Raw genomic sequence first — 26459 nt, forward strand, 5'->3', positions numbered from 1 at the left:
ATGAGACCTCACCTGAAGCCCCTGGTGAAGCATCTGCTCGACTCCAGGGCGATCAGCCTGCACGGTGCGGAGCCGGCCGACACCCTGCACGCTCCCTCGCGCCCTTACCCGAACGGCTGGTTCTGTGTGGCCTTCAGCGACGAGCTGCGGGCCGGATCCCTCACCACCCGACGGCTCGCGGGCGCCGAGGTCGTCCTCTACCGGACGGCCAAGGGCGTGCTGCGGGCGGTCAGGCCCCAGTGCCCGCACCTCGGAGCGCACCTCGGCGTCGGTGGATCGGTCGAGGGCGAGAACATCGTCTGCCCCTTCCACCGGTTCGCGTTCGACCCGTCCGGTACCTGTGTGCGCACGGGTTACGACCAGCAGCCGCCGAAGGCGTCGCTGACGCAGTACCCGGTGTGCGAGGCCAACGGCTCGGTCTATGTGTGGTCGCACGCCCTGGGGATGCCCCCGCAGTGGGACGTCCCGCTCTTCCCGATGGACGACCGCCAACCGTTCAGTCATCGCACGTTCGACATCGCCGGCCACCCACAGGATGTCATCGAGAACGCGTTCGACTGGGGGCATCTGCCGGCCCTGCACGGTCTCGAGGAGGTCGACATCGGGGGCCTGCCGGTGACCGGGGAACCGATCAGCACGGTCACCGCGACCGCGCGCAACACGATGATGCGCGGATTCCACCAGTCGTACACGCTCACGGTGATCGGACTGGCCACCATCGCGGCGCGGACGGTCCTGCCCGCGGGCGCGGGGAACCTCTACGTGATGCTCCACGCGACCCCGACCGGCCCGGGCCGGATGCAGGTCCGCTTCGGCACGAAGCTGGAGCTGAACGGATTCCCGGGTGTGCCGGACTGGCTGGGCCGCCCGGCGGTCACGCCCCTGGCCCGGCTGCTCAGCGAGGTCCTGCAACGGGTGGGCAGCGTCGACACCGGCGCGGACCTGCTGATGTGGCACCACCAGGAACACGTCGCGCGTCCCCGGCTCGCCAAGGGCGACGGTCCGATCGGCCGGTACCGGCAGTGGGCGCAGCAGTTCTACACGGAACCCACGGGCGACCTGGTCCCGCCTCGGCCCGAGCGCTCCGAGGCGAGCCGCTCGGAGGAGTGAGCACAGGCGTCGGGGTCCAGCACCGGAAGAGGGAGGATATGGCAGCGCAGAGGGGTACGCCCGGCACCGGGCGGCGATTGGCCGTGCTCGGAGCGGGAGTGATGGGGTCGGGCATCGCCGCGCTGGCGATCGGGCACGGGATGGCGGTGTCGTTGGTCGACCTGGACCGGCGCCGCCTGGACGAGGCTCCGGGGCGGATCGACCACCAGCTGAGGACGGCGCGGCTGATGGGCGCGCTGCCGGAGGAGGCCGTGCCCGGCGCCCTCGTCACCGGCCGGTCACTCGCCGACCTGATGACCGACGGCCCGGCGTTCACGGCGGTCGTCGAGGCCGTCACCGAGGACCCCGACGCCAAGGCGAAGGTTCTGGCGGACGTGTCCGCGCTGGCCGCGCCGGGCACCCCGATCATCTCGAACACGTCGGCGATCCCCATCGATGAGCTGGCCCGGGCCACGGCCCGTCCGGTGGATCTGGTCGGCACCCACTTCATGAATCCGCCCTGTCTGATACGGACGGTCGAGGTCATCCGGGGCACCCAGACGAGCGAGGCCACGCTGGACGCGCTGCGGGCGCTGCTCGCGGCGCTCGGCCGGGAGTCCGTCGTGGTCGATGACGCGCCCGGCTTCGTCACCAGCCGGATCCTGCACCCGATGATCAACGACGCGGTGAGGGTGGTGGCGGCGGGCACCGCGAGCGCCGAGTCGGTCGACCGGCTCATGCAGGGGTGCCTGGGGCATCCGACGGGTCCGTTGCGCACCGCCGACCTGATCGGGCTGGACAACCTCGTCGACTCGCTGTGGGTGCTCCACGGCCGGACCGGCGACGAAGGCTGCCGCCCCTGCGACCTGCTGCTGGAGATGGTGCGGGCGGGGCACCTCGGCCGCAAGAGCGGGCGCGGCTTCTACGAGTACGAGGGAGAATGGGCATGACCATGCCATCCAACCGCGCGGTACCGGAGCCCCTGGGCGACCCCGGCGACATCGAGAGGGAACTGCTGCGGTTCCTCGAACTGCGTACCGGGAAAACCTGGTCGGCCGACATGGACGTCTTCGGCTCCGGCGGGCTGTCGTCGCTCTTCGCCATGGAGCTGGTGGTGCATCTGGAGCGGACGTACGGCATCGCCGTGCGAGGCGCGGATCTCCAGATGGACAACTTCCGGACCGCGCGGAGGATGGCCGCGCTGGTCGGCCGGCTCCGGCGACCGGCCGTGGGCGGCTCCCATGGGTGACGCCGTCGCCGCGGCGGCCTCCGCGGTCACCGAGCTGGTCGGGGACCGGGCCGCGGACTGGGACCGCGCGGGGCGGCTGCCCGAGGAGGTGGTGCGCGAACTCGGTGCCGCAGGGCAGCTCGCCCCGCAGATCCCGGCGCGATACGGCGGAGCGGGGTGGAGCAGCGCGGACAACGGTGAGTTCACCGCTCATGTCGGCACCCTGTGCGGCTCGCTGCGCAGCGTCATGACCTCCCAGGGCATGGCCGCGTGGACCGTCGAACGGCTCGGCGACCCGGCGCAGGCGGCGGAGCTGCTCCCCCGGCTGGCCTCGGGCGACACGGCGGCCGTGGCCTTCAGTGAACCGCGGGCGGGCAGCGACCTGTCGGCCATCGCGACCACCGTCACCGTCGACGGCGACACCCTCGTGCTCGACGGCCTCAAGACGTGGGTGACTGCCGCCGAGCAGGCCGATCTCCTCCTGGTCGTCGCGCGGATGGGCGCGGACGGCGCCGTGGTCGTGGTGCCGAGGGACACCCCCGGGGTCCAGGTGCGGCGGGTGGGCGATCCGATGGGCTTCAGGGCGGCCGGGCACGCGGACATCCTGCTCGACGGGGTGCGGCTGCCCCTGAGCAGCCTGCTGGGCGGCGGGCGGCAACCGCTGTCCCTGCTGGTGACGACCGCCCTGGCCTTCGGGCGGCTCTCCGTCGCCTGGGGGTGCGTCGGAATCCTGCGGGCCTGCGTCGCGGCGGCCGTCGGCCACGCCGCGTCCCGGCACCAGTTCGGCCGGCCGCTGGGGCGGCATCAGCTCGTCGCCCGGCATCTGGCCGATCTGTGGACCGGCGAGCAGATCGCCACCCGGGCCTGCGAGCACGCCAGCCGCTGCTGGGACGAGAACGCCGCCGATCTGAGCGCCGCCATCGTGCTGGCCAAGTACGTCGGCGCCGAGCACGCGGCCAGGGGCGCGGCGACCGCGGTCCAGGTGCTCGCGTCGGCGGGGGCGAGGGACGGCCACGTCGTCGCGCGGGCCTATCGCGACGCCAAGCTCACGGAGATCATCGAGGGCACCGACGAGGTGTGCCAGCTGATCCTGGCCGACCATGTGCTCGGGAGCCGGGGATGAGCGTGAGGGGGGCGGCGGCGACCGCGACCGTGAAGTGCCTGGTCTGGGACCTCGACAACACGCTCTGGAACGGCACGTTGCTGGAAGGCGACGACGTCGTCCTGGCCCAAGGGATCCACGAGGTGATCACCCGCCTGGACGCGCGAGGCATCCTCCAGTCGGTGTGCAGCCGCAACGACCACGCCGTCGCCTGGGCGCGGCTGGAGGCGCTGGGCGTCGCCGACTACTTCGTCCTTCCGCAGATCGGCTGGGGGCGCAAGTCGGACGCGGTACGCCGGATCGCCGAAGGCCTGAACTTCGCTCCCCGCGCCGTCGCCTTCATCGACGACCAGCCGACCGAGCGGGCCGAGGTGGCCCACAGCCTCCCGGACGTGCGCTGCTACCGGGCCGAGGACGCCGCGCTCCTGCCCGGCCTGCCCGAGTTCAGCCCCGGGACCGTGACCGTCGACGCGCGACAGCGCCGCTCCATGTACCAGGCCGGATTCCGGCGCACGGACGAACAGGCGCGGTTCACCGGCTCGCACGAGGACTTCCTGCGGTCGCTGGAGATGGTGCTGCGCATCGCGCGCGCCACGCCGGAGGAGCTGGCGCGGATCGAGGAACTGACCCAGCGCACCAGCCAGATGAACGCGACCGGGGTGCACTACCCGGACGCGACACTGCGCGCCCTGCTCGCCGACCCGGGCCACGAGGTGCTGGTGACCACGCTCACCGACCGTTTCGGACCGCACGGCGCCGTGGGCGTGGTGCTGCTGGAGAAGCACCCACGGGCCTGGCATCTCAGGCTGCTCGCCACCTCGTGCCGTGTGGTGGCGTTCGGCGTCGGCACCATCCTCCTGAACTGGCTGGCCGACCAGGCGGCGCGGGCCGGTGTCCACCTGCTGGCCGACTTCCGGGCCACCGAGCGCAATCGCATGATGGAGATCGCCTACCGTTTCGCCGGGTTCGGAGACCAGCCCTGCGCCTGCCGGGGCCTGGTCCGCGAGGGCTCGGCCCACGGGAGCTCGGGCGAGGGCGGGAGCGAGGCCGGAGCCGAAGAAGCGAACTCCGTCGCCGCCGAGGACGTCCAACTGCTGCACCTCGCCCCCGAGCGGCGCCAGGCGCCCACGACGCTCCGGCTGATCGCTCCCGATCTCACTTCCGGCGGACCAGGGTGATGCCGTCGGCCACCGGGAGCATGGAGACATCGATCCGTCGGTCGTCCCGGATGATCGCGTTCAGCTCACGTACCCCGGCGGTGTCCGCGTCGTCGGCGAGCGGGTCGATGACCCGGCCGAAGAAGAGCGTGTTGTCCACCACCAGCAGCCCGCCGGGCCGGACCAGCCGCAATGCCAGTTCGTAATAGCGCGGATAATTCACCTTGTCGGCGTCGATGAAAACAAGACCGAAGCTTTCGGACAATCCGTCGGCGCACATTTTCTCCAATGTGTCCGCCGCCTCGCCGATACGCACTTCGATTCGCTCAAGAACACCGGCGCGCCGCCAGTACTCGACACCGATCTCGGGCCACCGCTCACTGATGTCACATGTGATCAGTCGCCCCTGCGGCGGTAGGGCACGCGCCATACAGAGCGTGCTGTATCCGGTGAACGTACCGACCTCCAGCACGTCCGTGACACCGGTCGCGGCGATCAGGAAAGCGAGGAACTGGCCCTCCTCCGCCGTGACCTGCATGGCCTCTCCGCCGGGCAGTCCCGAGGTCAGCAGGCGCAAGTCACGCAGAATGTCGTCTTCTCTGAGCGAGAAGTCCCTGACGTATTGTAAGAGTTCCGGCCCGGCTGCTATCTGATTCGCCATGAATAACAGGCTAGAAGAGCGTCAGGTGAAATACAACAGCGCATTTTCGCACGCTCGGCCGCAGTGAGGTACCGGCTACCGACGAGTTCCGCGTCGACGGCCGACCCGGCCGTGGTGGGGCTCATCACCAGTCCTGCGCGGCGTGGAGCCAATGGCAGCGCGCGCCGCGCAACCGTCAGACGGCCAGGAGCTCCATGCCGAAGTATCCGCCACCCACGGGATACGTCCGCGAGCGGCGCCATCCCGAGGCCGCGAAGAGGGCGTCGAACTCGTCCAGATCGCGTTCCATGCCGTTTGTCATGGCGAGCATGGTCATGTCGGCCCGGGTGGCGAAGTCGGGCTCACCGATCTCACCGATGACCGTCTCGACGACCAGGACTCGTCCCCCCTCGTTCACGGCTGAACGGCAGTTCCGAAGGATCACGGCGCACTGGGTGTCGTCCCAGTCGTGCAGGATCGTCTTCAGGAGGTAGAGGTCCGCCGGAGGGACCTCGGCGAAGAAGTCGCCGGCGACCGCGTGGAAGCGGTCGGACAGACCACGTTTCGCGGCCTCGCCGCGTGCGCCCTCGACGGCGTGAGGCAGGTCGAGTACCTGTCCGCTCAGCTGGGGGTCGGCCTCCATCAGCGCCAGGACGAAGTCACCGTTCGAACCGCCGACGTCGACCACGGTGGATACACCGACGGTGGAGACCGCGCTCACGGCGCCCCGCGTCACCAGGCCGGACAGGTCTCCCATCGCCTGAGCGAAGAGCGCGGCCTCGTCAGCGTTCTCCGGTCGCGCGAAGTACTCGAAGATGTCCGCTCCCAGCGCCTTCCTGGTCTGAGTGGCTCCCTGCCGCACCGCTTCGGGGAAGTGGGCCCAGGCCTGCCAGTGCGCGTGTCCCGTCTGGGTCAGTACCAGTGAGCGCAGGGAGCCGGGCACACCTGAACGCAGCAGCCGCCCTCGCCCGGTGAGGGCGAAGCGACGGCGCCCTTCGTAGCTCAGCAGGCCCGAGGACGCGGCCGCGCGCATCAGCCGGTACGTGGCCTGCGGATGGCTGCCCTCGCGCTCGGCCAACTCCTCGGCCGTCAGGGGTCCGTCGGCGAGATGATCGGCTATGCGCAGGGCGGCCAGGGCCCGCAGGATCTGGGCGACGACAAGGCCGCCCAGGAGGTCGAAAACGGCAGCAGTGTCCGCTGCTGGATCGCTCGGCTCGACTTCGATGCCACGCGTAGTGTCGGTCGTGTCAGTCATGACAGCCAGTAACCTCTCAGGATTCAGGATGGGTCGGAGCCCGTGGGGGACGAGGGGCGGGAGGTCCGGTGTCAGGCGACGCGGCGGCTCCTTGAGCGGCACGACGCCGGAGTAGCGCCGCGTCGGCTTCGGCTTCCGACGCCGCCCCGTGCTCTGCGGTTCAGGCTCCACCGCTCACCTTAGGGAGATCGTTGCGGCGCACGCTTGTACTGCGGCGCCACTCCGATGGAACGTCAGTGCCAAGGGCGGTGTGGCAAGGTGAAAGGTGAAGCGGGCCGCGTAAGTCCTGCGATCCGTTGTCGAGTTGGGGCGTCGGCCATGAGCAACACAGGAAGCACCGCACCGAGATCCGGCGGGCCGGGCAGGAATTTCTTCGTGGACGTCACCGCCCCGAGCACCGCGCGGGACGGCTTCGACGTCTTCCGACGCGAGTGGGAGGGACAGGTCGGAGAGGCGCTCCCCCTGCCACCCCTCGAACCGCTCGGTTCCGGTGACTTCCGGGTCACCGTCCGCGCCTCCAAGATGCACGACGCGGTGATCGCGGACCTGCAAGGTGAGTCGTTGGCCGGCGGCACCCGGGGCGCCGGTCACCACCTCGACGACCGGGTCCTCGTGCATGTGGTGCGGCGCGGCGAGTGGCGCTTCGTCCGACCGCGCGAGCGCGGTGAGTTCGCCGTCCCGGCCGGGCAGTTCATCGCGCGGCACAACGGTCCGCCGGTGCGGTTCGAGATGGAGCCGCGCACGACGGCGAAGGTGCTGATCCTGCCCGCCGCACAGCTCAGGCCGCTGATCGGCGACCGGCCTGTCGTCGGACCGGCCGACTCGACCGAAGTACGTCTGCTCATGGGCTACGCCGGGTTGGTGGATGCGAGCCTGAACGACCTCACGCCCGCCGGTCTACAAGCCGCCCGCAACTCTCTGATCGAACTGACCAAGGGCGTGCTGACGCAGGGATTCGACGACCACGAGCCCTGGCTGGCCCCCGCGCTGGCCGAAGCGGCGAAGGGCATCGTGGACAGCCGCCTCACAGATCCTGAGCTCTCGCCCTCGGCCCTGGCCCGCGAACTCAACGTCTCCGTCAGGACGCTGCACCGGGCGTTCGCCGCGGCCGAGGAGTCGGTGAGCGCGTACATCCGGCGCAGGCGGCTGGAGCAAGCACGCCTTGAGCTCGCGTCACCGCTTGGCCGACCGAGCATCTCGGAACTCGCCGCCCGCTGGCGATTCGCCGACAGCAGTCACTTCGTGCGTGCCTTCAAGAAGCGGTACGGCCAAACGCCCAGCCAGTTCGTCCGGTCGAGGAGCACGGTGCCCGGACCCCGCCCCACGGGCAGCGGCACCGCCCCCGGTCGTCGGCCGACAGCCCCTGACGCCGAACGGAGCTGAGCCGGTCCAGGGTGAGATCGATGGCCGGCACCGACCCCGCCCCCGGAGTCTGCTGCCGGTGGAGGCCATCAACACTGACCGCGCTCGCTTCTCTGGCCCATGACTGGGAGCTGGGCATCCGGTCCGCCTACCTGCCCGAGTCGCTCATCCGCGAGCGCTGATCGGCCGGCACATCCAGCGGACGCAGTGTGGCGGTGAGCCAGTCGTCGGCTTCGGCGCCAGTGCGAGCTCGGTCGCGCACGCCGGTGCGCGCGACCGAGCTGAGGCCGTAGTCGTGGTCTGCTGGACCAGGACGAAGTCGCGCTCCGGCAGGCGCGGATCCTGCACCTGCCGAGCGCTCGGTCAGATCTTCGTCTTCTCCCGGACCCACGCGCCGATCCGCGCGATGGCGGCGTCGGTCTCCGGAACCCGGCCGGCACCGTAGACGTACGAGTGCTGGCCTCCGGAGACCACCACGGTCGTGGTGTCGATGCCGGCGTCCTTGACGCGGGCGGCGAACTCCTCGTCCTCGCCGGCCAGCACCTCGTACGTTCCCCAGGACACGAGGGTCGGGGGGAGACCGCTCAGGTCCGCACGGTTCAGATTGATCCTGGTGTCCGTGAACTCGATGCCCGTGCCGCCGATCCAGGACTCGCGGAAGAACTCCAGCAGATCCTTGCTGAGTATCTTGTCCGTCCCGGCGTTGGACGCGATGGTCTCGTTGGCGATCTCGAGGTCGCACCACGGGGAGATCGACACGATGGCACCGGGCAGCGGTTGCTTCTTGTCGCGGAGGCGAAGCGCCACGGCGACGGCGAGGAACCCGCCGATCGAGTGGCCGATCGTGATGATGTTCCCCGGCTCATACCCTTCGGAGAGCAGCCAGTTGAAGGCCGCCTCCACGTCGTCCACCTGAGCCGGGTACTTGTGTTCCGGCGCCCGCCGGAAGTCCAGGACCAGGACGGGGGCCCCTGCGGCCTTGGCGATATGGCCTGCGAGCTTCCGGTCAGCGTGTGCCGACGCCAGAACGGAGCCGCCGGCGTGACTGTGCAGCAGGACGTGGTCGGTGTTGGCGTCGACGGGTTCGCACCAGATTCCCAGCACGCCACCCGCGTCCACCTCCCGATAGGTGACGCCTTCCGGCTCCCGGGCCGCGAGATGGACCTGCTCCCCCTGGATGCGCGCCGCATCCAGCTCGGACGGGGGCTTCGCCCCCTCGGCCAACCATTCCGCGAACTGGATCGCTTCCGGGCTCAGTTCAACTGCAGTGTGCTCAGACACGTGTACCTCCATGGGGCCATCCGGGCATACCGGCCCGCCAGGACCGGTGTCGCCGGCGTTTGTCAGGCAGTGAGGGTGGGGTAGTCGGTGTAGCCGGTTGCGTCGCCGCCGTAGAAGGTGGCGGGGTCGGGAGTGTTCAGCGGTGCGCCGGCGCGTACGCGCTCGACCAGGTCGGGGTTGGCGAGCGCCATGGTGCCGACGGTGACGATGTCGGCCAGGCCGTCTTCGACGTCCTTGGCGCGGGTGGCGATGTCGGTGCCGGCCCGGTTGAGGACGAGGGCGGTCGGCCACACCTTGCGCAGGGTGTGCAGAAGTTCGTCGTCGCCGCCGTGGGCGATGTGCAGGTAGGCGAGGTCGAGCGGGGCGAGGGCGCTCACGAGTGCCGGGTACAGCTCGTGGGTGTCGCTCTCCACGATGTCGTTGAAGGGGTTCCCGGGAGAGATCCGGATACCGGTGCGGCCGGCGCCGATCTCGTCGGCCACGGCGGTGGCGACCTCGACGGCGAAACGGATGCGGTTGTCGACGGAGCCGCCGTACTGGTCGGTGCGCTGGTTGGTGTTGGTGGCCAGGAACTGGTGCACCAGGTAGCCGTTGGCCCCGTGGATCTCGACGCCGTCGGCGCCGGCCGCGACGGCGGCCGCGGCGGCGCGCCGGAAGTCGTCGACCGTCGCGGAGACCTCCTCCGTGGACAACTCACGCGGCACCGGCATCTCCTGGAGCCCGGACGCGGTGAACATCTCGCCCGCCGGCCGGACGGCGGAGGGGGCCACCGGCTGCCGGTGGTGGGGGGTGTTGTCGGGGTGGGACATCCGTCCGGCGTGCATGAGCTGGATGACGATGCGTCCGTCGGCCTTGTGCACGGCGTCGGTGACCTTGCGCCAGCCGGCGATGTGCTCATCGGTGTAGATGCCTGGCGTCACCGGGTAACCCTGGCCGTCGGCGGAGGGCTGGGTGCCCTCGGTGATGATGAGGGCGTGCGAGGCGCGCTGGGCGTAGTACTCGGCGTTCAGCTCGGTCGGCACGCCGTCCGGTGTGGACCGGTTCCGCGTCAGGGGGGCCATCGCCAGGCGGTGCGGCAGGGAGATCTCCCCGGCGACGATCGGGTTCCACAGGGCGTTCAACATGGATGTTCCTTAAGTAAACGGGTGAGAGAACCGGGGGGGGGTGGCAGGCAGCCCCGCGGCGGGCACCTACGCGCGGACCGGCCGGATGGGACCGGCGGGCTCTATGCGACCGGTGGGTCGGATGGGACCGGTGGGTCGGATGGGACCGGTGGGGCCGAAGGGGACCGGTGACTGCACCGAGGCGGCACCGGACTGCGTGGAGGGGTAATCGACGGTGTGGTCGGGCATGGGGCGCACATGACCGCCGCCGTCGCGCGTGCCGTTGGCACGGGGTCAATCAGGACTTCCGCACCCGAGTCTGAGCGGTGTTCAGCCGCGGTAACGATCAGCCGGGACCCGCTGCGACAGGTTCGGGACGAGCGTCTGACGGGCCTTCTCGAACGCTTCCCAGTCACTGATCTGAGGCAGTGACGGGATGGTGACGGGCTCCCCCGCGTCGAGCCCGGCGAGTGCCGCGTCCACAGCGTCGTCCGCGCTCATGATCCACTCGTCGGGAAACGCCGCGAGATCGAGGCCGGAGCCGTCCCAGAACTCCGTGCGGACGGCCCCCGGCAGCACGGCCTGCACCACGACGGGGCTCTCGGCGAGCTCCTGCTGCAGCGCCTGAGTGAAGGTCAGCACGTAACTCTTGGTGCCGCTGTAGACGGCACTGACGGGCAGGATGTTGAGAGCAAGCGCCGAGGACACATTCACCACGGTGCCGTGCCCCCGGGCTGTCAGGCCCGGCAGGACCGCGATGGTCAGCCTGGTCAGCGAGGTCACGTTGAGGTTGATCAATGCCTCGGCGTCCGCGGCGTCGGAGGTCGCCAGCGGGGTGAACAGCGACCCGCCGGCGTTGTTGATCAGCACCTCGATGCTCTCGTCGGTCCGCAGACGCTCCTCGACCACGGAGATCTGCGCCGCGTCGGTGAGGTCGGCGGTCACGACGTCCACCGAGCGGCCCGTACGGCTGCGGATGTCCGCCGCCAGCGTTTCCAGCCGCGCGGTGTTCCGGGCCACCAGCACCAGGTCGTAGCCCCGGTCTGCGAGCCGCTGCGCGTAAGCGGCACCCAGCCCGGCGGACGCGCCGGTGACGACCGCGGTCTTGTTCTGCGTGGTCATGGAGGTGGATCTCATTTCTGGTCTCGCGGAATGAGTAGCGGGCCGGAACCATCGACCTCGCTTTAGATTACGTTAGTTATCTAAAGCGTGCCAGTCAACGGCCCCGATGCCGTCAGTCACCGTCCGCGGCTGGAGCACCTCGACGCGCATACGGGACTACGGCGTCGACAGTCGATCAGGTGCCCCCGATCCGGTGCGCGCGAAGGGAGATCCCTTCCGGCGTATGGTCGCCGTGGACGATTGCGGGCATCGCCGCCCTCGCGACGATTGCGCGGGACGGCGAACGGCACGCCGGCGGAGACCCGCACGCCGCACACTCGCCGTGCGCCGCGTGAGCCGCCCTCGACCCGGCTCCAGATCCCCCCGACCCCTCGGAATAAGCGCGGGCCCGCCTCGGCCGGCCGCGCATGGACCGAGAGAAAGAGCCCAGAGAGAGGGCGCCGCAGCCGCCTGCCCGGCGCTTCGCATATGATAGATGCGATTTACTATCTAACGTGGGCAGGTGACTGATGAGTCGCGTTTCGCAGGCTCAGGCGCTCGAGAACCGCAGGCGCGCGGTCGCCGCAGCCTCCCAGCTCTTCCGGGAGCGCGGCGTGAACGGCATCAGCGTTGCCGATCTGATGAAGTCCATCGGGCTGACCACCGGCGGCTTCTACAAGCAGTTCTCGTCCAAGGAGGCGCTGGTGGCCGAGGCGGCCCATGCCGCTTTCGGGGACCTCGACCTGCTCCTGGAGTCGTTCGACACGGCCCACGGCGATCACGACACCGCGCGCGGCGCCCTGCTCGATTTCTACCTGTCGGCCGAGCACCGAGACCAGCCCGGCACCGGTTGCCCCACCGCGGGATTCGCAGGGGACATGGCTCGCGAGCCCCTGGCTGAGGAGGTGCGCGCAACGTACGCGACCGGAGTCGAGGAATTCGCCGCGTGGATGGCCACCGACGCCGCCGACGGCCTTCCCGTCGTGGCCACTCTGGTCGGCGCGATCCTGCTCGCACGGGCCACGGCGGGCACAGAACTGTCGGAGAAGATCCTGGAGTCGACCCACAAGGCCCTCACTGCGGCGCCCGGGTCATGACCTGGATTGCTGGACACCGCGGGCGAGCAAGGGATGGTGGCGCCGTGAGAAGGGGTGGAGGGCTCGCGGCTGTGCCCATGACAGACTCAGCGGTCTGTGAACCACGCTGAGGAGGTCCCCCGCCATGCCCCACTTGGCCACCGTGACGGCCGGAATCGCGGCCGCCGTCCTGCTTGCCGGTTGTGGCGCCGGAGATGCCGGGAAGGCTCCCGCATCCACGTCGAAGACGGGAGCATCGGCCACACCAGGGTCCAAGGGCGCGTTCGAAGTCGAGGCGGCGCTCAAGAACGCCGATCCAGCGCCCTACTCGGTCGAGATCACGACGAAGAGCTTTACGGGCTCCACCCTGACGGTCGTCATGACCGGTCGGATGAACTTCAACGGGTCAGGCCCGACAGGAAAAATGACCTTGAAGTCCTCCGACAGTGTCCCGAAGGACCAAGCGTTCGAAGCGGAGACGATCCTGCTGGAAGACGCCACCTACACCCGAACACGGGGTGCGGACGGGGCACTTGGGAAGTGGCAGCGTACGGAGCTGGGCGCCTCGTACGCGGGCGCGTCCGACTACGGTGCCTACGCACAGCTGCTCTTGGACCTCGGGCCGAAGGCCCGAAAGGGCCCCACGGAAGTGGACGGAGCCCCGGCGTACCGACTCTCGGGCAACCTCACCCAGGACCAGCTCCGGAGCGTGGACCGTCGGCTCTACGACAAGATGCGCGCCACGGGCACCGAGGAGTTCGCCTGCGACGTGTGGGTCAACGAATCCGGCCGAGTCGTGCGCTTCGAACAGTGGGTGGGAGCGTCCGGCAACTCGGCACACAACGTCGCGACTTTCGAGGGTTTCAGCGCCCCGGTGCCTGTGAACGCACCCAAGTAGCTCCATCTCCCCGACTACGCGGTCATCGCCCCTACCAGCACGAGTACAGGTAGGGGCGGTACAGGTACGGGCGGACCAGGCGACCACCTCGAGCCGATACGTGCTGGAGCCACTGCCGAAAACCTTGCGGACACCCTCCCCCTTGACCGGCGCCTCCAGCCTTGGCTCCTAGCCGGACTCAAACAGGTGTCGGTGCGCTTGGCTCCATGCCACCTTCTCTTCGAGATCCCGCAGATAACCGTCGGCCGCCCAGGTCGCCTGGGGTTCGTGCCCGGCATCGGCCAGCCTGCGTACTCGTTCGACGTTCGCCCGCTGCTCGCGGATGACGGCGTCGACGATGTCGGCGGTGTCGGCGGTGGAGAGAAGGCCGTAGCCAGCGCAGAACCGTTGCAGGCGCCGACGGCGATCGGGGGGCTGCGGATAGCGGAGCCAGCGGGTGCACTCGGTGTCGTCCCTGAACGGTGCGATGTACTGCAGTGCGTAACCGATGTCGTGCAGGCGCGCTGCCGGGCGAGCGAAGTCGAAGTCGATGAGGCCAACCGGCTGCTGTCCTTGCCAGACCACGTTCCACGGACCGAAGTCGCCGTGACAGATCACCTCACGGTCATTGGACTCCGTCGCGCCGAAGGCCCATGCGGCATTGTCGGGCGGGACAAAACTCGCGGTGGCGTCGTGGTACTCGCGCAGCAGCCGGGCGAAGGCGGTCAAACCGTCGTCCTCCACCACCTTGGCCCACCCCAGCGGACCCGACTCTCCGTCGATATAGCTGAGGACCTCGCGGCCTTTCTCGTCGATCCCCAAAGCCCGCGGAGCGTAAGGGAAGCCCACTGCTTCGAGATGGCGCAACAGTGCGTGCACCGTCTCGGTCCAGGGCTGGACGGGTCGGCGGACGGTGTCGCCGACCCGCACGACCTGCCGGTGAGCGTGATCTTGCAGCACGTCCTCGTTCGTCACCCGCAGAGGCTATCCGCCGCGCCGACAGCGCCGTGCCCCCACGCTCCGGAGGTTCGGTGCTAGCGCTCTCGCCGCCGGTCGAGCCAGCACCGCCACATCGATCGCCAGGACCACTTGGCCAGTCCTCCCCCACAGACACCGCACGTCCCAGCCCACAGGTAGCCCTGAATCACCCCTTGCGGCGGGCCAATTCCTCTTGCGAACTCGCGGACGGCTCCCGACAGCGGCGGTCAAGAGCAGTCGTACGTGAAGCGGGTCGTGGCCGTGCGGGGGCCTGCGGAGAGGATGCGCAGTTCGGCTTGCGCCGTGCGGTGGCCCTTGCCCTGGAAGGTCCATCGCAGGTGCACGCGTGCCTGTCTCTGTCCCTGGACCATCACCTCTTTCAGGACCTGCGACTTGGTGCCGTCGCTTCGGATCCAGCGGTAGGAGAACGTGCCCGGACGGCCGTTCGTGGCGACGACACCGACGATGTCCGCGGTGCCCTCGCACTTCAGGGCGGCAGGCCGCGCCGTGACCGTCACCGTGCCGACCTTGAGGGGCGGCCCGACCCGCTGCCAGGCGAGGAACGCGAGGACACCGAGGACCACCAGCACGGGCAGAGCGTGTCGGCGCAGCCGTCGGCGCCGGGGTACGGGGGCCGGCGGCAGGGCGGGCAGCGTGCGGTGGGTTCGCTGAGCGACGGCGTTGGTCACTCCCGGGCCGAAGCGCAGCACCGTGCCTTCGATGCGATCAGGCGGCGGCGACCCGTTCATCGTGGGCCCGGAGCGCTGTTCGACGGTCTCCTCGACGAGGGTCTCGTCGGCTTCGGGTCTCTGTATCCAGTGGCTGCCCAGCACGGTGGCGCTGTACTCGGCGTGCTCGGCGTGCTCCGAGTGCTCCGAGTGCTCGGCGTGCTCCGAGTGCTCGGCGTGCTCGGTGTCGGCCGGGGCCGCCTCGTCACCAGGGACGCGCCCGTCTGCGGGGCCGAGGTGCAAGGTGGAGGCGGGGCCGAGGTGCACAGTGGGGGCGGAGCCGAGGCGCACGGTAGAGGCGGGGCCCAGGTGCACAGTGGGGGTGGACGCGCCGGCGGTCGGTAGAACCGTGGTGGGCTCGTCGGCTTCGGTGCCCGCCGGCACCTGTGTGGGTGCCTCGCCGAAGCCCCCCACCAGCGTCACCGAGTCCACCAGCGTCACCGCGTCCGGCAGCGCCAGCGTGGGCTCGACGGCTTCCGTCGGCGTGGGTCTGTGGTCGTCGTTCTGCGCGGTCATCGGATGTCACACCGTCTGGTCAGAAGCTGCTGCGAGGCGCCGCCGTCGGCGGAGGTCGGGGTGGTTGTGGCCTGCACCGCCCAGTAGCAGGCGTTGCTCCGGAAGGCGTGGTCGACGGTGAGTGTGTACTGGGTGGCGCCGCTGCGTTCGAAGGTCTGGGACGCGCCGTCCGCGGTGCCGAGTTGTCCTCGTGAGTCGCCGGCGTACCACGAGACGGTGAGGGAGACAGGTCCGGTGCCGTCCGTGACGATGTCGATGGTTGCCGTGGCGGTCGCCGGACCCGTCTGCCGGAAGCCCGTCACCGCGACGTCCTTGACTGCTGGGGCGGTGACCGGGGTGGGGGAAGTCGTCGTCGGTGGCGGCGTGGTGGTCGCGCCTCCGGGCTCGGTCGTCTCCGTGGTCCCGTCCGTGGTGGCCGAGGACGAGGGTTCATCGGTAGGGGTGGTCTCGGCGTCCGAGGGCGGGCTGGGAGAGGGCGACGGATCGGCCGAGTCGGTGGGTGTCGGGGATGAGGAAGGGGAGACCGTCGGGGCCGGGGGCGCCGCCGTGTCCTCGACTCCCTCGGCACCGGTGGTGGCAAGGGCCTGTGCCACCTGCCCGGTGCCGCCGGGGATGTGCTGGACCCCGAAGGTGAGGACGGCTCCGAGGAGCAGTGCCGCACCGGAGACGAGCATGCCGGAACGGCCGGGCAGCCACGCCTGTGCGCCGCCGCGACCCGGCTCCTGGCGCAGGACCGTGCGAGCGGTGTCCGTGGTGGTGCGGGGAGTGCCCCGGGTCGACGGCAGCAGCAACGGCAGCAGGGCCACCAGCGCGGCGAGCCGTCCACGGCCGCGCTCCTCCCAGTCGGGCCCGTAGCCGGTGACGGCGGCCGCCTCCAGTTCCCTGACGAACGCCTCGGCCTGTGCGGGCCGTTCTTCCGGATCCTTGGCCAGGCCCCGGCGCACCAGCTCACGCACCGCTTCCGGCACCTCGTCGGCGGGAACGGGTGCGTCGACGTGCTGCAACGCGAGAGCCGCGAGGTTGTCGCCACGGTACGGCTTGTGGCCCGTCAGGCATTCGAAGAAGGTGGCGGCGGCCGCGTACACGTCGGCGGCGGGAGAGGCGGGCGCACCGGTCCACTGTTCCGGGGCCATGTAGGAGGGGGTTCCGGCCACACCCGCGCTGGTGCCCGCGTCCACCGCGATACCGAAGTCGACCAGCTTGGAGGATCCGTCCGGCGCGACCAGGACGTTCTCGGGCTTGTAGTCGCGGTGGACGACGCCGACGCGGTGCGCGTCGGCCAGACCGAGCAGTGATCCCTTGAGGATGACGAGCGCGGCCTCCGGGCCGAGCGGGTCCTCCCGCTTCAGCATGGCACGCAACGAGACACCGTCCACCAGCTCCATCACGATGGCGGCGCCGTCCGGGCTCTCCACGTACTCGTACAGCTCGGTGACGAAGGGGCTCTCCAGCCCGCCGAGCAGCCGGGCCTCGCTCCGGAAGTCACGCACGAAGCCGGGCCGGGTGCGCAGAGACTCGCTGAGGTATTTGACGGCCACCGGCATGCCGGTCTCCTCGTGCACGGCGAGGACCACCCGCCCGCTCGCCCCCGACCCGAGTTCGAACGACTCGGTGTATCCGGGCAATGCCCATGTGTTCATTACAGCCCCCCAAGGCCACCGTGCGTCGAAGCCCCACCCTCTGGCGCATCGCCCCGCCGCGCGTTGAGAGACACATTTTCGGCCACTCCGGTTGCGGTACGCCATACTCCGCTGCGCATCGCCGGGTCCGGGACACCGCCGATGATGATCTTGGTGGTCGAGAGGTGGGCCGTCGCTCGGGGGCAGGTTGCGTGGGCGGCTTCAGGAGGCAGGTCGGGATGGTTGCACAACGCCTCGCGGACGGGGGGCAGTTCAGCGTCTGCCACGCCGGGTGATCCCCGCTGTGGTGCGGCGCTCGCGCAGGAGGCGGCGGCAGATGTCGTTGCCGTAGCCGCGGTCGGCCTATGCCGTGAGGGCCTGCGCCGGGGTCCGCCTCGTTTGCCCGGCTCCGGCCCGAGAGTGTCGACCAAGGGCGGCAGCTGAGGGCAGCAGCTGGGTGGCGCATTGCGGTGCCCACCGGTCGGCGACATCCGCAGGCGGTTGCCGTGCGCCTCGGTCAGCACACGACGCGTCGAGCCCGGCCGAGCAGGGGTTCGGCATGATCCGGTTCCATGGAGCGTGGGGCGACGGCCTCCATCCACAGTCGGCCACGGCGCGGTCCGCTCCGAACCGGCGAGGTCCGAGGACTTCGGCGGTCGCCGTGCGGAGCGGCAGGACGCGGCCTCACACCTTCCCGGAGAGACGATGCGTCAGCGCACGCCTGCCGCGTCGAGCAGGGTGATCGTCGTGGGCGCGATGAGGCCCGTGAGCTTGTCGGCTCCGATTCCCGCGCGTGCGCTGGCACCGTCGAACACCAGGCTGAGTTGTCGGGCCAGCAGGCCGGGATCGTCCGCCCCGCCCTGCTCGGCCTCGGAACGGAAGAACTCCGTCAGGTTCGCCTTGATCTGGTGGGCCACCCGGCTCGCGGGGTGACTCTGATCCTTGAGCTCGACCTGTGCGGCCAGGTAACGGCAGCCGCGGAAGTCGGGTGCACCCGACTGCGCTTCCACCTGCTCGAAGACATGCAGGATGCGCTCGCGGTGCGACCGGCCGTCGTCCGCCGCGGGCAGGAGAGTCGCGACGAAGGCGGAAGCGCGCTGCTTCAGGCTCGCTGCCAAAAGTTCGTCCTTGCTCTCGAACAGCTGGTACATGGAGCGCTTCGACACTCCCGCAGCTTTGCAGAGAGCCTCGACACCGATGCCGACACCGTCTCGGTAGGTGAGTGTGGCCGCTGCCTCCAGCAACCGCTCCCTCGGGCTTGCTTTCACTTCGGTGGTCATACCGCGAGATTAACCCGAATCACGGGAAATGGAAAACGATCGGTTTCCGACATCGGAGCCCAGGCGCGCACCGAGGGCAGGTGCGCCGATCCCGGCTCACGTCACCTCCGCCGCGCCCGGAACCGACTCCTCGCCACCCCCGCCACCCCGTCACCCCGTCACCAGCGCCCGAAGCGCCCGCTCGTAGCAGTCGGCGACCGCGAGCCCCGGCGGCTCGTTCCCGGACAGCACAAGGGAGACCAGGCCGTGGGCCGTTCCCCGGACCGACAGCGCGATGACCTCGGGCTCGGACGCGGAACCGAACTGCCCGTCCCGCCGCCCCCAGCGCACAGCGTCGACGAGGGGCCGGTACGCCTCCACGACCTCACGCGGCCGGTCCGCACGACCGGTTCGGCATCAAGGAGGGTCACGTACCGGAAGAGGAGGACATCGAGAGGCCGGTGGCCGTAGGGGTCCGAGGGCCGCGCCGGGCCGCAGCGCTCCCCCGCGGATGGCCGACTCGCGCTCGCGACGAGGATCCCGTCCCTCGTACGACTTGCGCTCGGAAACCGATCGGTTTACTGTAGTGGAAACCGATCAGTTTCCAACTCTGTGGAGGCAGTCATGACCGCTCTGAAGGGCGCGAACGTCTTCGTCACCGGCGGCAGCCGCGGCATCGGCAAGGCCCTGGTGGAGGAGCTGTACGCGCGCGGCGCCGGCAAGGTGTACGCCACGGCCCGCGACCCGCGGACCGTGACGCATCCCGACGCGGTCCCGGTGGCGCTGGAGGTCACCGACCCGGCCTCCGTGGCGGCCGCCGCCGCACAGGCACAGGATGTCACCGTACTGATCAACAACGCCGGTGCCGCGGTCGGCGCCTCCTTCCTCGACTCCCCGGTCGACGACGTACGCCGGGAGTTCGAGACCAACTTCTACGGGCCGCTGCTGCTCACCCGGGCCTTCGTACCGATCATCGAGGGCAACGGCGGCGGCCACATCCTCAACGTGCACTCCGTGCTCTCCTGGCTGGCCCTCGGCGGCTCCTACAGCGCCTCCAAGGCCGCCCTGTGGTCGCAGTCCAACTCCCTGCGCCTGGAGCTCCAGCCCCGCGGCATCGCCGTCACCGGACTGCACGTGGCATACGTGGACACCGACCTGGCGGCGGGCGCCGAGGGCCCCAAGTCCGACCCGCGCGACGTCGCCGCGCTCGCCCTCGACGGCGTCGAGACAGGTGCGCACGAGGTCCTCGCCGACGACATCACGCGGCAGGTCAAGGCAGGCCTCGCCGGCGACCTGGCCGGGCTGTACCCCCAGTTGGCGAAGTAGGCCACACGGCGTGAGGGCCGCCGGCGCCGCGCGCCCCGGTCCCTCACGCCCCTGCCGGACCGCACCCGAGTCACCCAAGACCAGCGCTCACCCGTTCACGCACGATCACACACGAGGAGTCCGCGAGATGCCCAGCCAGGAAACCCGGCCCACGATCCACGTTCCGGGGACCACGACCCACACCATCGCCCCGCGCACGGGACGTGACGGCCGCGAGGGAACGCTGCGGTACCTCAAGGCTGGCACCGGTGCCCCGCTGGTCCTGCTGCACACCGTGCGCACCCAGGCCGAGCACTACCGCCACCTCATCCCGCTGATCGCGGACCGGTACACCGTGTACGCCCTGGATCTGCCGGGGATGGGCTATTCCGAGATCGTGCCCGGGGCGTCGTACGACGAGCCGGCCATGTGTGCGGGCGTCGAGCGGCTCCTCACCGAACTCGACCTCCAGGACGTGACGTTGGTCGGGGAGTCCATGGGGGCGGTCCTCGCCCTGACCACCGCGGCCGACCTTCCGGAGCGGGTGCGGCGTGTCGTCGCCGTCAACGCGTACGACTTCCGCGACGGAATCGCCCGGTCCAGCCTCCTCGCCCGCGTGGTGATCACCGGTGTTCTCCTGCCCGGAGTGGGCCCGGTGATCGCCGGGGTCGAGCCCAAGCCCGCGCTCACCAAGATCCTCCAGGGTGGCCTGGGCGACAAGGCCGCTCTGCGGGACGACTACGTGGACGAGCTCCTTCAGGTGGGCAGCCGCCCCGGCTATCCGACCGTCGCCCGGGCCGTGTACCAGAGCCTGCCCAGCCTCATCGCGGCCCGCTCGCGCTACCCCGAGGTCAAGGCACCCATCCACCTCGTCTACGGGGAGCACGACTGGTCCCGGCCCTCGGACAGGCTGGCCAACAAGGACCTGCTGCCCGCCGCCGACTTCACACAGGTGCCGGGGGCGGGCCACTTCATCGCCCTGGAGAGGCCCGAGGTGCTGGCCGACCTGTTGAACGCGGCGGCGTGACGACCCCGCGAACGCTGTGACCACCCCCGTTCGGTGTAATGCGTGAGGGTGGCCGGGTTCGACCATGTCGCGTGACACCGTCATCGCACGCGAGGGTGCAGCACACGGCAAGGATCCGGTTCGAGGTCGACGTTCCGGCCGAGATACGTGACGGCACGGTGCTGCACGCCGATGTCTACCGCCCCGCCGCGTCGTGCGGGTGCGCGCGGCGACGCCGGGCGAGCCGACCGAGCACGTCGTGGACCTGTGGTCGACCAGCATCGTCCTCCGCGCAGGGCACCGCATACGCGTGCTGGCCACCTCCAGCAACTCCCCCGCTGTGACCACAACCTCAACACCGGAGAACCCGAAGACAGCACGACCACGGCCCGAGTGGCCCGCCAGCACATCTACCAGGACCCCGAGCGACCCTCTCGCATCGTCCTGCCGGTGATTCCGCGCTGACAGGGCACCAGGACACCGACGCCGCCCGCCGCTGCTCGATCGCTGATCGAGCAGCGGCGGGCGGCTGTGTGCTACGGATGCCGGCCACCGCAACCCAGGAGTCCGCAGAGCGGTAATCACGGTGACCTTGGCGCGGCGAGCGGGAGACTCGCCCGCCCGGCTCTGGGCGAGGGCCGTGGAGCCAGGCGATCGCGGACTCGGCGGATGCCCCGACCTGGCTTCGTCACGTCGAAGACGTTGACCCCAACACCGAACAGCGGGCGCCCGAGAACCCCCATGGAGGAAATAAGGCGAGGTCACCGCGTGCGGTAATTGACAGGGTACGAACGTACCTCTTAACGTACCCGCATTCACCCACCATGCCGTCGGCTCAACGAGGAGCACCGATGCAGCACCTGTACGAGATAGATGTCCGAGTTCCGATGCGTGACGGCGTGGCCCTCGCCGCCAACGTGTGGCGTCCGGTCGAGGGGAAGGCTCCGACCCTGCTCGTGCGCCTGCCGTACAGCAAGGAGTCGACCATCCTCGGCCTTGGCGCCCTGCCCAACGTTCTGGCTCTGCTGGAGGCCGGCTACGCGCTGGTGGTGCAGGACTGCCGGGGCACGTACCGCTCGGAGGGCGAGTTCGTTCCTCATATGGCGGACCGGCACGACGGCGAGGACACCGTCGCCTGGATCACCGAGCAGCCGTGGTCGGATGGCACGGTGGGCATGTACGGGCCGTCCTACCTCGGGATGGTCCAGTGGGAGACCGCCGTGACCGGCGCCCCGGGTCTCAAGGCGATCGCGCCGGCCTACACCTCGATCGACAATTACGAGGCACCCTGGTACTCCCCGGGCGGTGCCCTCTCACTGAGCCTGGTCACGATGTGGAACATCATGATGTACGGGGCTGACGCGCGGCGGTCTCTGACCCTCGGCGAGGACACCCTGCCCTACCTGCAGGAACTCGGTCAGGCAGCGCTGTCGATGGAGTCGCTCAACGACGTGCTGCCGACGGCCGAGGTGCCGGTCCTGAGGGAGTACGGGAAGTGGTGGGACGACTGGATGGCCCACCCCTCCCACGACGGGTACTGGGACGCCATGGAGCTCACGCCCGAGCTGAAGAACGTCACCGCTCCGGCGCTGAACATCGGCGGCTGGTACGACCTCTACATCGGCCAGACCCTGCGCACCTACACCACCGCCCGCGAGCAGGCGGGCAGTGTCCAAGCGCGTGAGGGGCAGCGGCTGATCATCGGTCCGTGGGACCACATGTCCGCGAGTGGCGTCTATTCCGACCGGTCCTTCGGCCCGCTGGCCGACGCCCAGATGATGGGCCTGACCGACCTGCATGTGAAATTCTTCGACCGCTGGCTGCGCGGCGACACCACCGCTCTGGACGGCGTGGCGCCGGTGAAGATCTTCGTGATGGGCATCGACCAGTGGCGTGACGAGCAGGAGTGGCCGCTGCCCGACACGAGGTGGACCGACTTCCACCTCACGAGCACCGGTCGCGCCAACACCGCCGACGGCGACGGCGTGTTGACCACCGAGGCGCCCACCGACGCCGGGCACGAGACCTACCTCTACGATCCGCGCCGCCCGGTTCCCTCGGCCGGCGGGGCGTCGATGCCGACGACGCCGGGGTTCTGCGGCCCCGTCGACCAGCGGACGGTCGCCGCCCGCGATGACGTCCTGTGCTTCGCCACGCCCGTACTGGAGGAGGCTGTCGAGGTCACCGGCCCGGTGAGCCTGACCCTGTTCGTCGCCTCGTCGGCGGTGGACACCGACTTCACCGCCAAGCTCGTCGACGTCTTCCCCGACGGCAAGGCGATCAACCTGTGCGACGGGATCCTGCGCACGCGCTACCGGGGCGGCCTGGCCACGGAAGAAATGATGGAGCCGGGCACGGTCTACGAGATCACCATCGACATGACGGCCACCTCCAATGTGTTCCTGCCCGGTCACCGCATCCGCGTGGACGTCTCCAGCAGCAACTTCCCCCGCTACGACCGCAACACCAACACCGGCGGTGTCATCGCTCACGAGGGCGAGGAGCAGATGATTCCCGCGATCAACCACATCCACCACGGGCCGAACCACCCCAGCCGTCTGGTACTGCCGGTCATCGACCGCAAGGACCACTCGTGAGCGCCGCGGACCGCGTCGCCGAGCTGACCGCGACCTTCGCGGCTCCCTCACTCGACGTCGCCGGGCTGCTGTGCGACCGTCACCCCGCCGACCGCACGGCGTTCACCGTGGTCGACAGCGCCGGGAAGACCTCCGCACTGACCTTCGGCGAGCTCGCCGCGGACTCGCACCGCTGTGCGCGGGCGTTGCAGGGCCTCGGCGTCGGACCGGGTGACCGGGTGGCGACCCTGATGGGCAAGAGCACCGACCTGATCACGGTCATCCTCGCGATCTGGCGGCTCGGCGCGGTCTACGTCCCGCTGTTCACGGCGTTCGCACCCCAGGCCATCGCCCTGCGTCTGGAGGGAGCCGGTGCGCACGTGGTCGTCGTCGACCCGGACCAGCGCCACAAACTCGACCCGGGCCCCGACATGCCGGACGACCCTGAGCGCCGCATCGTCGTCACCGGAGCCGGCACTTCGCTCGGTGACATGTCGCTGGACGACCTCGTCGCGGCCGCGTCGCCCGAGCCGGTGCCCCCGGTCACCACGAGCGGGGACGGCCCGCTGGTGCACATGTTCACGTCGGGCACCACCGGCAAGCCCAAGGGCGTCATCCACCCCGTCTCCTACATCGCGGGATGGCAGATCTACCTGGAGTACGGTCTCGGGGTCACCCCGGGCAGCAGCTACTGGTGCGCCGCCGACCCCGGCTGGGCCTACGGGCTGTACTCCGCCATCGTCGCTCCGATGGCCGCCGGTATGCGCAGCCTGCTGCTGTCCGGCGGGTTCTCCGCCGAGACGACCTGGCGCACCCTCGTCGACCACCGGGTCACCGACTTCGCTGCCGCCCCCACCGTGTACCGGGGACTGCGCTCCTCGTCGGTGCCTGTGCCAAAAGGCTTGCGTCTGGAGCGGGCGTCCAGCGCGGGTGAGCCGCTGACTCCCGAGGTCAACGAGTGGGCCGGCGCCGCGCTCGGCCTGGCCGTGCACGACCACTTCGGCCAGACGGAGGTCGGCATGCCCCTGGCCAACCACCACCACCCCGAACTCGCCCGTCCGCTCAAGACGGGGTCGATGGGCCGGGCGGTGCCCGGCTGGAGCCTGACCGTCCTGGCCGACGACAAGGACGAGCCCGCCGGCCCGGACGTGCTCGGCCGGGTCGCGATCGACGTCGCCGAAAGCCCGCTGATGACCTTCCGCGACTACCAGATCCCCGGGCAGAGCCACTCCAAGTTCACCCCCGACGGCCGCTATTACCTCACCGGCGACGCCGGGCGGGTCGACGCCGACGGTGACTTCTTCTTCTCCTCACGCGACGACGACGTCATCATCATGGCCGGTTACCGGATCGGGCCGTTCGAGATCGAGAGCGTCCTCGCCCAGCATCCCGCCGTCGCCGAGTGCAGCGTCATCGGCGCGCCCGACGACGTCCGCGGCGAGGTCATCGAGGCGTACGTCGTCCTGCGCGACGGCGGCGAGGGCTCACCCGAACTGGTCGGCGAACTACAGCAGTTGGTCAAGACCCGCTACGCCGCCCACGCCTACCCCCGCTCGATCCACTTCATCGACGCCCTGCCCAAGACGCCCAGCGGCAAGACCCAGCGCTACCTGCTGCGCAACCGCCGACGCGCCGAACTCTCCAGCCGAGAGGCACAGTGACCGACACGGACCCCCTCATCGTCGAGCAACGCGGCCCCGTCAGGTGGCTGTTGCTCAACCGCCCCGAGCGGCGCAACGCCCTCGACGTCACCCTGATAGAAGCCCTGGACAAGCAGATCACCAGCGCCGAGGCGGACCCCGGCACAGCGGTCGTCGCGGTGGCGGGCAAGGGACCGAGCTTCTGTGCCGGCGGGGACTTCCACCAGTTCCTTCACCTGCACGAGCGGGGCGAGAACCCGGTCGACTTCCTGACCGACGTGTCGGCCTGCTTCAGCCGTATCGCGGCCAGCCCGAAACCCTGGGTCGCCGTGCTGCACGGTCATGCCGTCGCCGGGGGCCTCGAACTCGCGCTGGCCTGCGATGTCGTCGTGGCCGCCGACACCACGCTGATCGGCGACGGTCACCTCCAACGGCGTCTGGTACCGGCCGGCGGGTCCAGCGTCAGGCTGCCCGGCGCGGTCGGGCGGGGCCTGTCCCGCCGGCTCCTGCTCACCGGCGAGCTGCTGCCCGCGACCGCTTTCGAGCACACCGGATGGATCCAGGCGATCGTGCCCGAGGCCGACCTCGACGCCACCGCCACCCGTATCTGCCACCAGTTGGCCGACCGCCACAGCCCCGCACAGCAACGGCTCAAGACGCTGCTGCACCGGATCGACGGCATGGCCCCCGAGCAGGCCCTGCGCGAGGAACTGGCCACCTTCGCCGACAACTGGCAGGCGAGCTCGGTGGCCGACGCCCTGCGGGCCTTCCTCGCTCCCCCCACCACGAAAGCAGACACCAAGTGAATCGCTACCAGGGACGGGTCGTCGCCATCACCGGCGCCGCACAGGGTCTCGGCCTGGCCATGGCGACCCGGTTCGCCGCTGAAGGCGCCACCGTCGCGCTGGCCGACGTCAACGAGCAGGCCCTCACCGACGCCGCCGGGACCATCACCGACGCCCACGACGCGAAACTCCGCACCGACAGGGTGGACGTGACCGACTCGGCCCAGGTCAACGCCTGGATCGACGGTGTCACCGGCGATCTCGGCCGCCTCGACGTGCTGGTCAACAACGCCGGCATCATCCGCGACAACCGCGTCGAGGACATCACCGACGACGACTGGCACGCGGTCGTCGGCGTCAGCCTCACCGGCGGCTTCCACTGCGCCCGCGCCGCGTTCGGCCCGATGAAGCGGCAGGGCTACGGGCGCATCGTCAGCTTCTCCTCCATGTCCTGGCGCGGGAACTTCGGCCAGACCAACTACGTGGCCGCCAAGGCGGGCATCGTCGGCATGACCCGCACCCTCGCGCTGGAGGGCGCTCGCCACGGCATCACCGCCAACGCCATCGCCCCCGGCCTCATCGAGACCCCCATGCTCGCCTCCATGAACGGCCCCGCACGCGACAAGCTCACGAACAAGGTCCCCATGCGCCACACCGGCAGGCCCGAGGACATCGCCGAAGCCGCGGCCTTCCTCGCCAGTGAAGCAGCCGGCTACATCACCGGTGTCGTCCTCGACGTGGACGGCGGCATCTCCATCGGATCCTCGATCCGGTAG

The 26459-nt window shown here is 70.0% G+C and carries 25 protein-coding genes and 1 pseudogene; 15 read left to right on the forward strand and 11 right to left on the reverse strand.

Going from position 1 to position 26459, the window contains the following annotated elements; genetic code table 11:
* Genes RM704_RS07225 through RM704_RS07245 form a run of 5 tightly spaced genes read left to right on the forward strand, consistent with a single transcriptional unit; the run spans nt 1 to nt 4597 of the window.
* Nucleotides 1-1110, forward strand: a complete 1110-nt coding sequence (locus RM704_RS07225; RefSeq protein WP_078937507.1) for an aromatic ring-hydroxylating oxygenase subunit alpha — start codon at nt 1-3, stop codon at nt 1108-1110.
* Between the two features lie 38 nt (nt 1111-1148).
* Nucleotides 1149-2039 (forward strand): 3-hydroxyacyl-CoA dehydrogenase family protein, encoded by an 891-nt coding sequence (locus tag RM704_RS07230; RefSeq protein WP_033532057.1) that lies wholly within the window; start codon nt 1149-1151, stop codon nt 2037-2039.
* Nucleotides 2030-2338, forward strand: a complete 309-nt coding sequence (locus RM704_RS07235) for an acyl carrier protein (protein WP_192829856.1) — start codon at nt 2030-2032, stop codon at nt 2336-2338. Before RM704_RS07230 ends, RM704_RS07235 begins: the two co-directional genes overlap by 10 nt.
* The gene (locus RM704_RS07240; RefSeq protein WP_033532056.1) at nt 2331-3440 is read left to right on the forward strand and encodes an acyl-CoA dehydrogenase family protein; all 1110 of its coding nucleotides are present in this window, start codon (nt 2331-2333) and stop codon (nt 3438-3440) included. Before RM704_RS07235 ends, RM704_RS07240 begins: the two co-directional genes overlap by 8 nt.
* Complete coding sequence (locus RM704_RS07245; protein ID WP_033532055.1) at nt 3437-4597, forward strand: HAD-IIIC family phosphatase; 1161 nt, start codon at nt 3437-3439, stop codon at nt 4595-4597. The genes RM704_RS07240 and RM704_RS07245 overlap by 4 nt, the downstream gene beginning before the upstream one ends.
* Here RM704_RS07245 and RM704_RS07250 read toward each other — a convergent pair.
* Both RM704_RS07250 and RM704_RS07255 read right to left on the reverse strand, forming a co-directional pair.
* Nucleotides 4575-5237 (reverse strand): O-methyltransferase, encoded by a 663-nt coding sequence (locus tag RM704_RS07250; RefSeq protein WP_033532054.1) that lies wholly within the window; start codon nt 5235-5237, stop codon nt 4575-4577. The genes RM704_RS07245 and RM704_RS07250 overlap by 23 nt on opposite strands.
* A 175-nt stretch (nt 5238-5412) precedes the next feature.
* Nucleotides 5413-6471 carry a methyltransferase gene (locus RM704_RS07255; RefSeq protein WP_052146525.1) on the reverse strand — a complete coding sequence of 353 codons (1059 nt, stop codon included), beginning with the start codon at nt 6469-6471 and terminating at the stop codon, nt 5413-5415.
* A gap of 375 nt (nt 6472-6846) precedes the next feature.
* Here RM704_RS07255 and RM704_RS07260 point away from each other — a divergent pair, with 375 nt between their 5' ends.
* A complete protein-coding gene (locus tag RM704_RS07260) occupies nt 6847-7854 on the forward strand; it encodes a helix-turn-helix domain-containing protein (RefSeq protein WP_063774541.1) in 1008 nt (335 codons plus the stop codon).
* Nucleotides 7855-8196: 342 nt separating this feature from the next.
* Here RM704_RS07260 and RM704_RS07265 read toward each other — a convergent pair whose 3' ends face one another.
* The 3 genes from RM704_RS07265 to RM704_RS07275 all read right to left on the reverse strand — a co-directional run bounded on the left by RM704_RS07265 (nt 8197) and on the right by RM704_RS07275 (nt 11339).
* Complete coding sequence (locus tag RM704_RS07265; RefSeq protein ID WP_311590208.1) at nt 8197-9114, reverse strand: alpha/beta hydrolase; 918 nt, start codon at nt 9112-9114, stop codon at nt 8197-8199.
* Between the two features lie 62 nt (nt 9115-9176).
* Nucleotides 9177-10238 carry an alkene reductase gene (locus RM704_RS07270; RefSeq protein WP_033532052.1) on the reverse strand — a complete coding sequence of 354 codons (1062 nt, stop codon included), beginning with the start codon at nt 10236-10238 and terminating at the stop codon, nt 9177-9179.
* A gap of 309 nt (nt 10239-10547) precedes the next feature.
* Nucleotides 10548-11339: an SDR family NAD(P)-dependent oxidoreductase gene (locus tag RM704_RS07275; protein WP_192829855.1), complete on the reverse strand. Its 792-nt coding sequence runs from the start codon at nt 11337-11339 to the stop codon at nt 10548-10550.
* Between the two features lie 509 nt (nt 11340-11848).
* On the opposite strand from RM704_RS07275, the gene RM704_RS07280 reads away from it, so the two are divergent.
* Together RM704_RS07280 and RM704_RS07285 are read left to right on the forward strand one after the other, a co-directional pair.
* Complete coding sequence (locus RM704_RS07280) at nt 11849-12415, forward strand: TetR/AcrR family transcriptional regulator (protein WP_033532050.1); 567 nt, start codon at nt 11849-11851, stop codon at nt 12413-12415.
* 142 nt (nt 12416-12557) lie between these two features.
* On the forward strand, nt 12558-13292 hold the full coding sequence (locus RM704_RS07285) for an SCO4651 family lipoprotein (RefSeq protein WP_498076430.1): 735 nt from the start codon (nt 12558-12560) through the stop codon (nt 13290-13292).
* A gap of 168 nt (nt 13293-13460) precedes the next feature.
* On the opposite strand, the gene RM704_RS07290 is transcribed toward RM704_RS07285, so the two are convergent.
* The 6 genes and pseudogenes from RM704_RS07290 to RM704_RS07315 form a co-directional block, all read right to left on the reverse strand.
* Entirely contained in the window at nt 13461-14246 is a 786-nt protein-coding gene (locus tag RM704_RS07290) for an aminoglycoside phosphotransferase family protein (RefSeq protein WP_052146524.1), read from the reverse strand.
* Nucleotides 14247-14476: 230 nt separating this feature from the next.
* On the reverse strand, nt 14477-15493 hold the full coding sequence (locus RM704_RS07295) for a hypothetical protein (RefSeq protein ID WP_311590214.1): 1017 nt from the start codon (nt 15491-15493) through the stop codon (nt 14477-14479).
* Nucleotides 15490-17133, reverse strand: coding sequence for a serine/threonine-protein kinase (locus tag RM704_RS07300; RefSeq protein WP_033532049.1), 1644 nt, complete (start codon nt 17131-17133; stop codon nt 15490-15492). The genes RM704_RS07295 and RM704_RS07300 overlap by 4 nt, the downstream gene beginning before the upstream one ends.
* Nucleotides 17134-17391: 258 nt before the next feature.
* A pseudogene (locus tag RM704_RS07305) lies at nt 17392-17660 on the reverse strand (IS5/IS1182 family transposase); the annotation flags it as partial.
* A gap of 162 nt (nt 17661-17822) precedes the next feature.
* Nucleotides 17823-18392, reverse strand: coding sequence for a TetR/AcrR family transcriptional regulator (locus RM704_RS07310; protein ID WP_033532048.1), 570 nt, complete (start codon nt 18390-18392; stop codon nt 17823-17825).
* 150 nt (nt 18393-18542) lie between these two features.
* Complete coding sequence (locus tag RM704_RS07315) at nt 18543-18752, reverse strand: WHG domain-containing protein (protein WP_192829854.1); 210 nt, start codon at nt 18750-18752, stop codon at nt 18543-18545.
* A 243-nt stretch (nt 18753-18995) separates the two neighbouring features.
* Between RM704_RS07315 and RM704_RS07320 the strand changes: the two genes are divergently transcribed.
* From RM704_RS07320 to RM704_RS07350, 7 genes are all read left to right on the forward strand, one after another.
* Nucleotides 18996-19697: an SDR family oxidoreductase gene (locus RM704_RS07320; RefSeq protein WP_033532047.1), complete on the forward strand. Its 702-nt coding sequence runs from the start codon at nt 18996-18998 to the stop codon at nt 19695-19697.
* A gap of 127 nt (nt 19698-19824) precedes the next feature.
* Nucleotides 19825-20703, forward strand: a complete 879-nt coding sequence (locus RM704_RS07325) for an alpha/beta fold hydrolase (protein ID WP_033532046.1) — start codon at nt 19825-19827, stop codon at nt 20701-20703.
* 238 nt (nt 20704-20941) lie between these two features.
* A complete protein-coding gene (locus tag RM704_RS07330; RefSeq protein WP_311590249.1) occupies nt 20942-21136 on the forward strand; it encodes a hypothetical protein in 195 nt (64 codons plus the stop codon).
* A 397-nt stretch (nt 21137-21533) separates the two neighbouring features.
* Nucleotides 21534-23279: a CocE/NonD family hydrolase gene (locus tag RM704_RS07335; protein WP_033532045.1), complete on the forward strand. Its 1746-nt coding sequence runs from the start codon at nt 21534-21536 to the stop codon at nt 23277-23279.
* Entirely contained in the window at nt 23276-24919 is a 1644-nt protein-coding gene (locus tag RM704_RS07340; protein ID WP_033532044.1) for an AMP-binding protein, read from the forward strand. The genes RM704_RS07335 and RM704_RS07340 overlap by 4 nt, the downstream gene beginning before the upstream one ends.
* Nucleotides 24916-25704, forward strand: coding sequence for an enoyl-CoA hydratase/isomerase family protein (locus RM704_RS07345; protein WP_033532043.1), 789 nt, complete (start codon nt 24916-24918; stop codon nt 25702-25704). The genes RM704_RS07340 and RM704_RS07345 overlap by 4 nt, the downstream gene beginning before the upstream one ends.
* Nucleotides 25701-26459, forward strand: coding sequence for an SDR family oxidoreductase (locus tag RM704_RS07350; protein WP_033532042.1), 759 nt, complete (start codon nt 25701-25703; stop codon nt 26457-26459). The genes RM704_RS07345 and RM704_RS07350 overlap by 4 nt, the downstream gene beginning before the upstream one ends.

Origin of the sequence: Streptomyces gottesmaniae, from assembly GCF_031845845.1 — a bacterium.
Lineage (GTDB): Bacteria > Actinomycetota > Actinomycetes > Streptomycetales > Streptomycetaceae > Streptomyces > Streptomyces akebiae.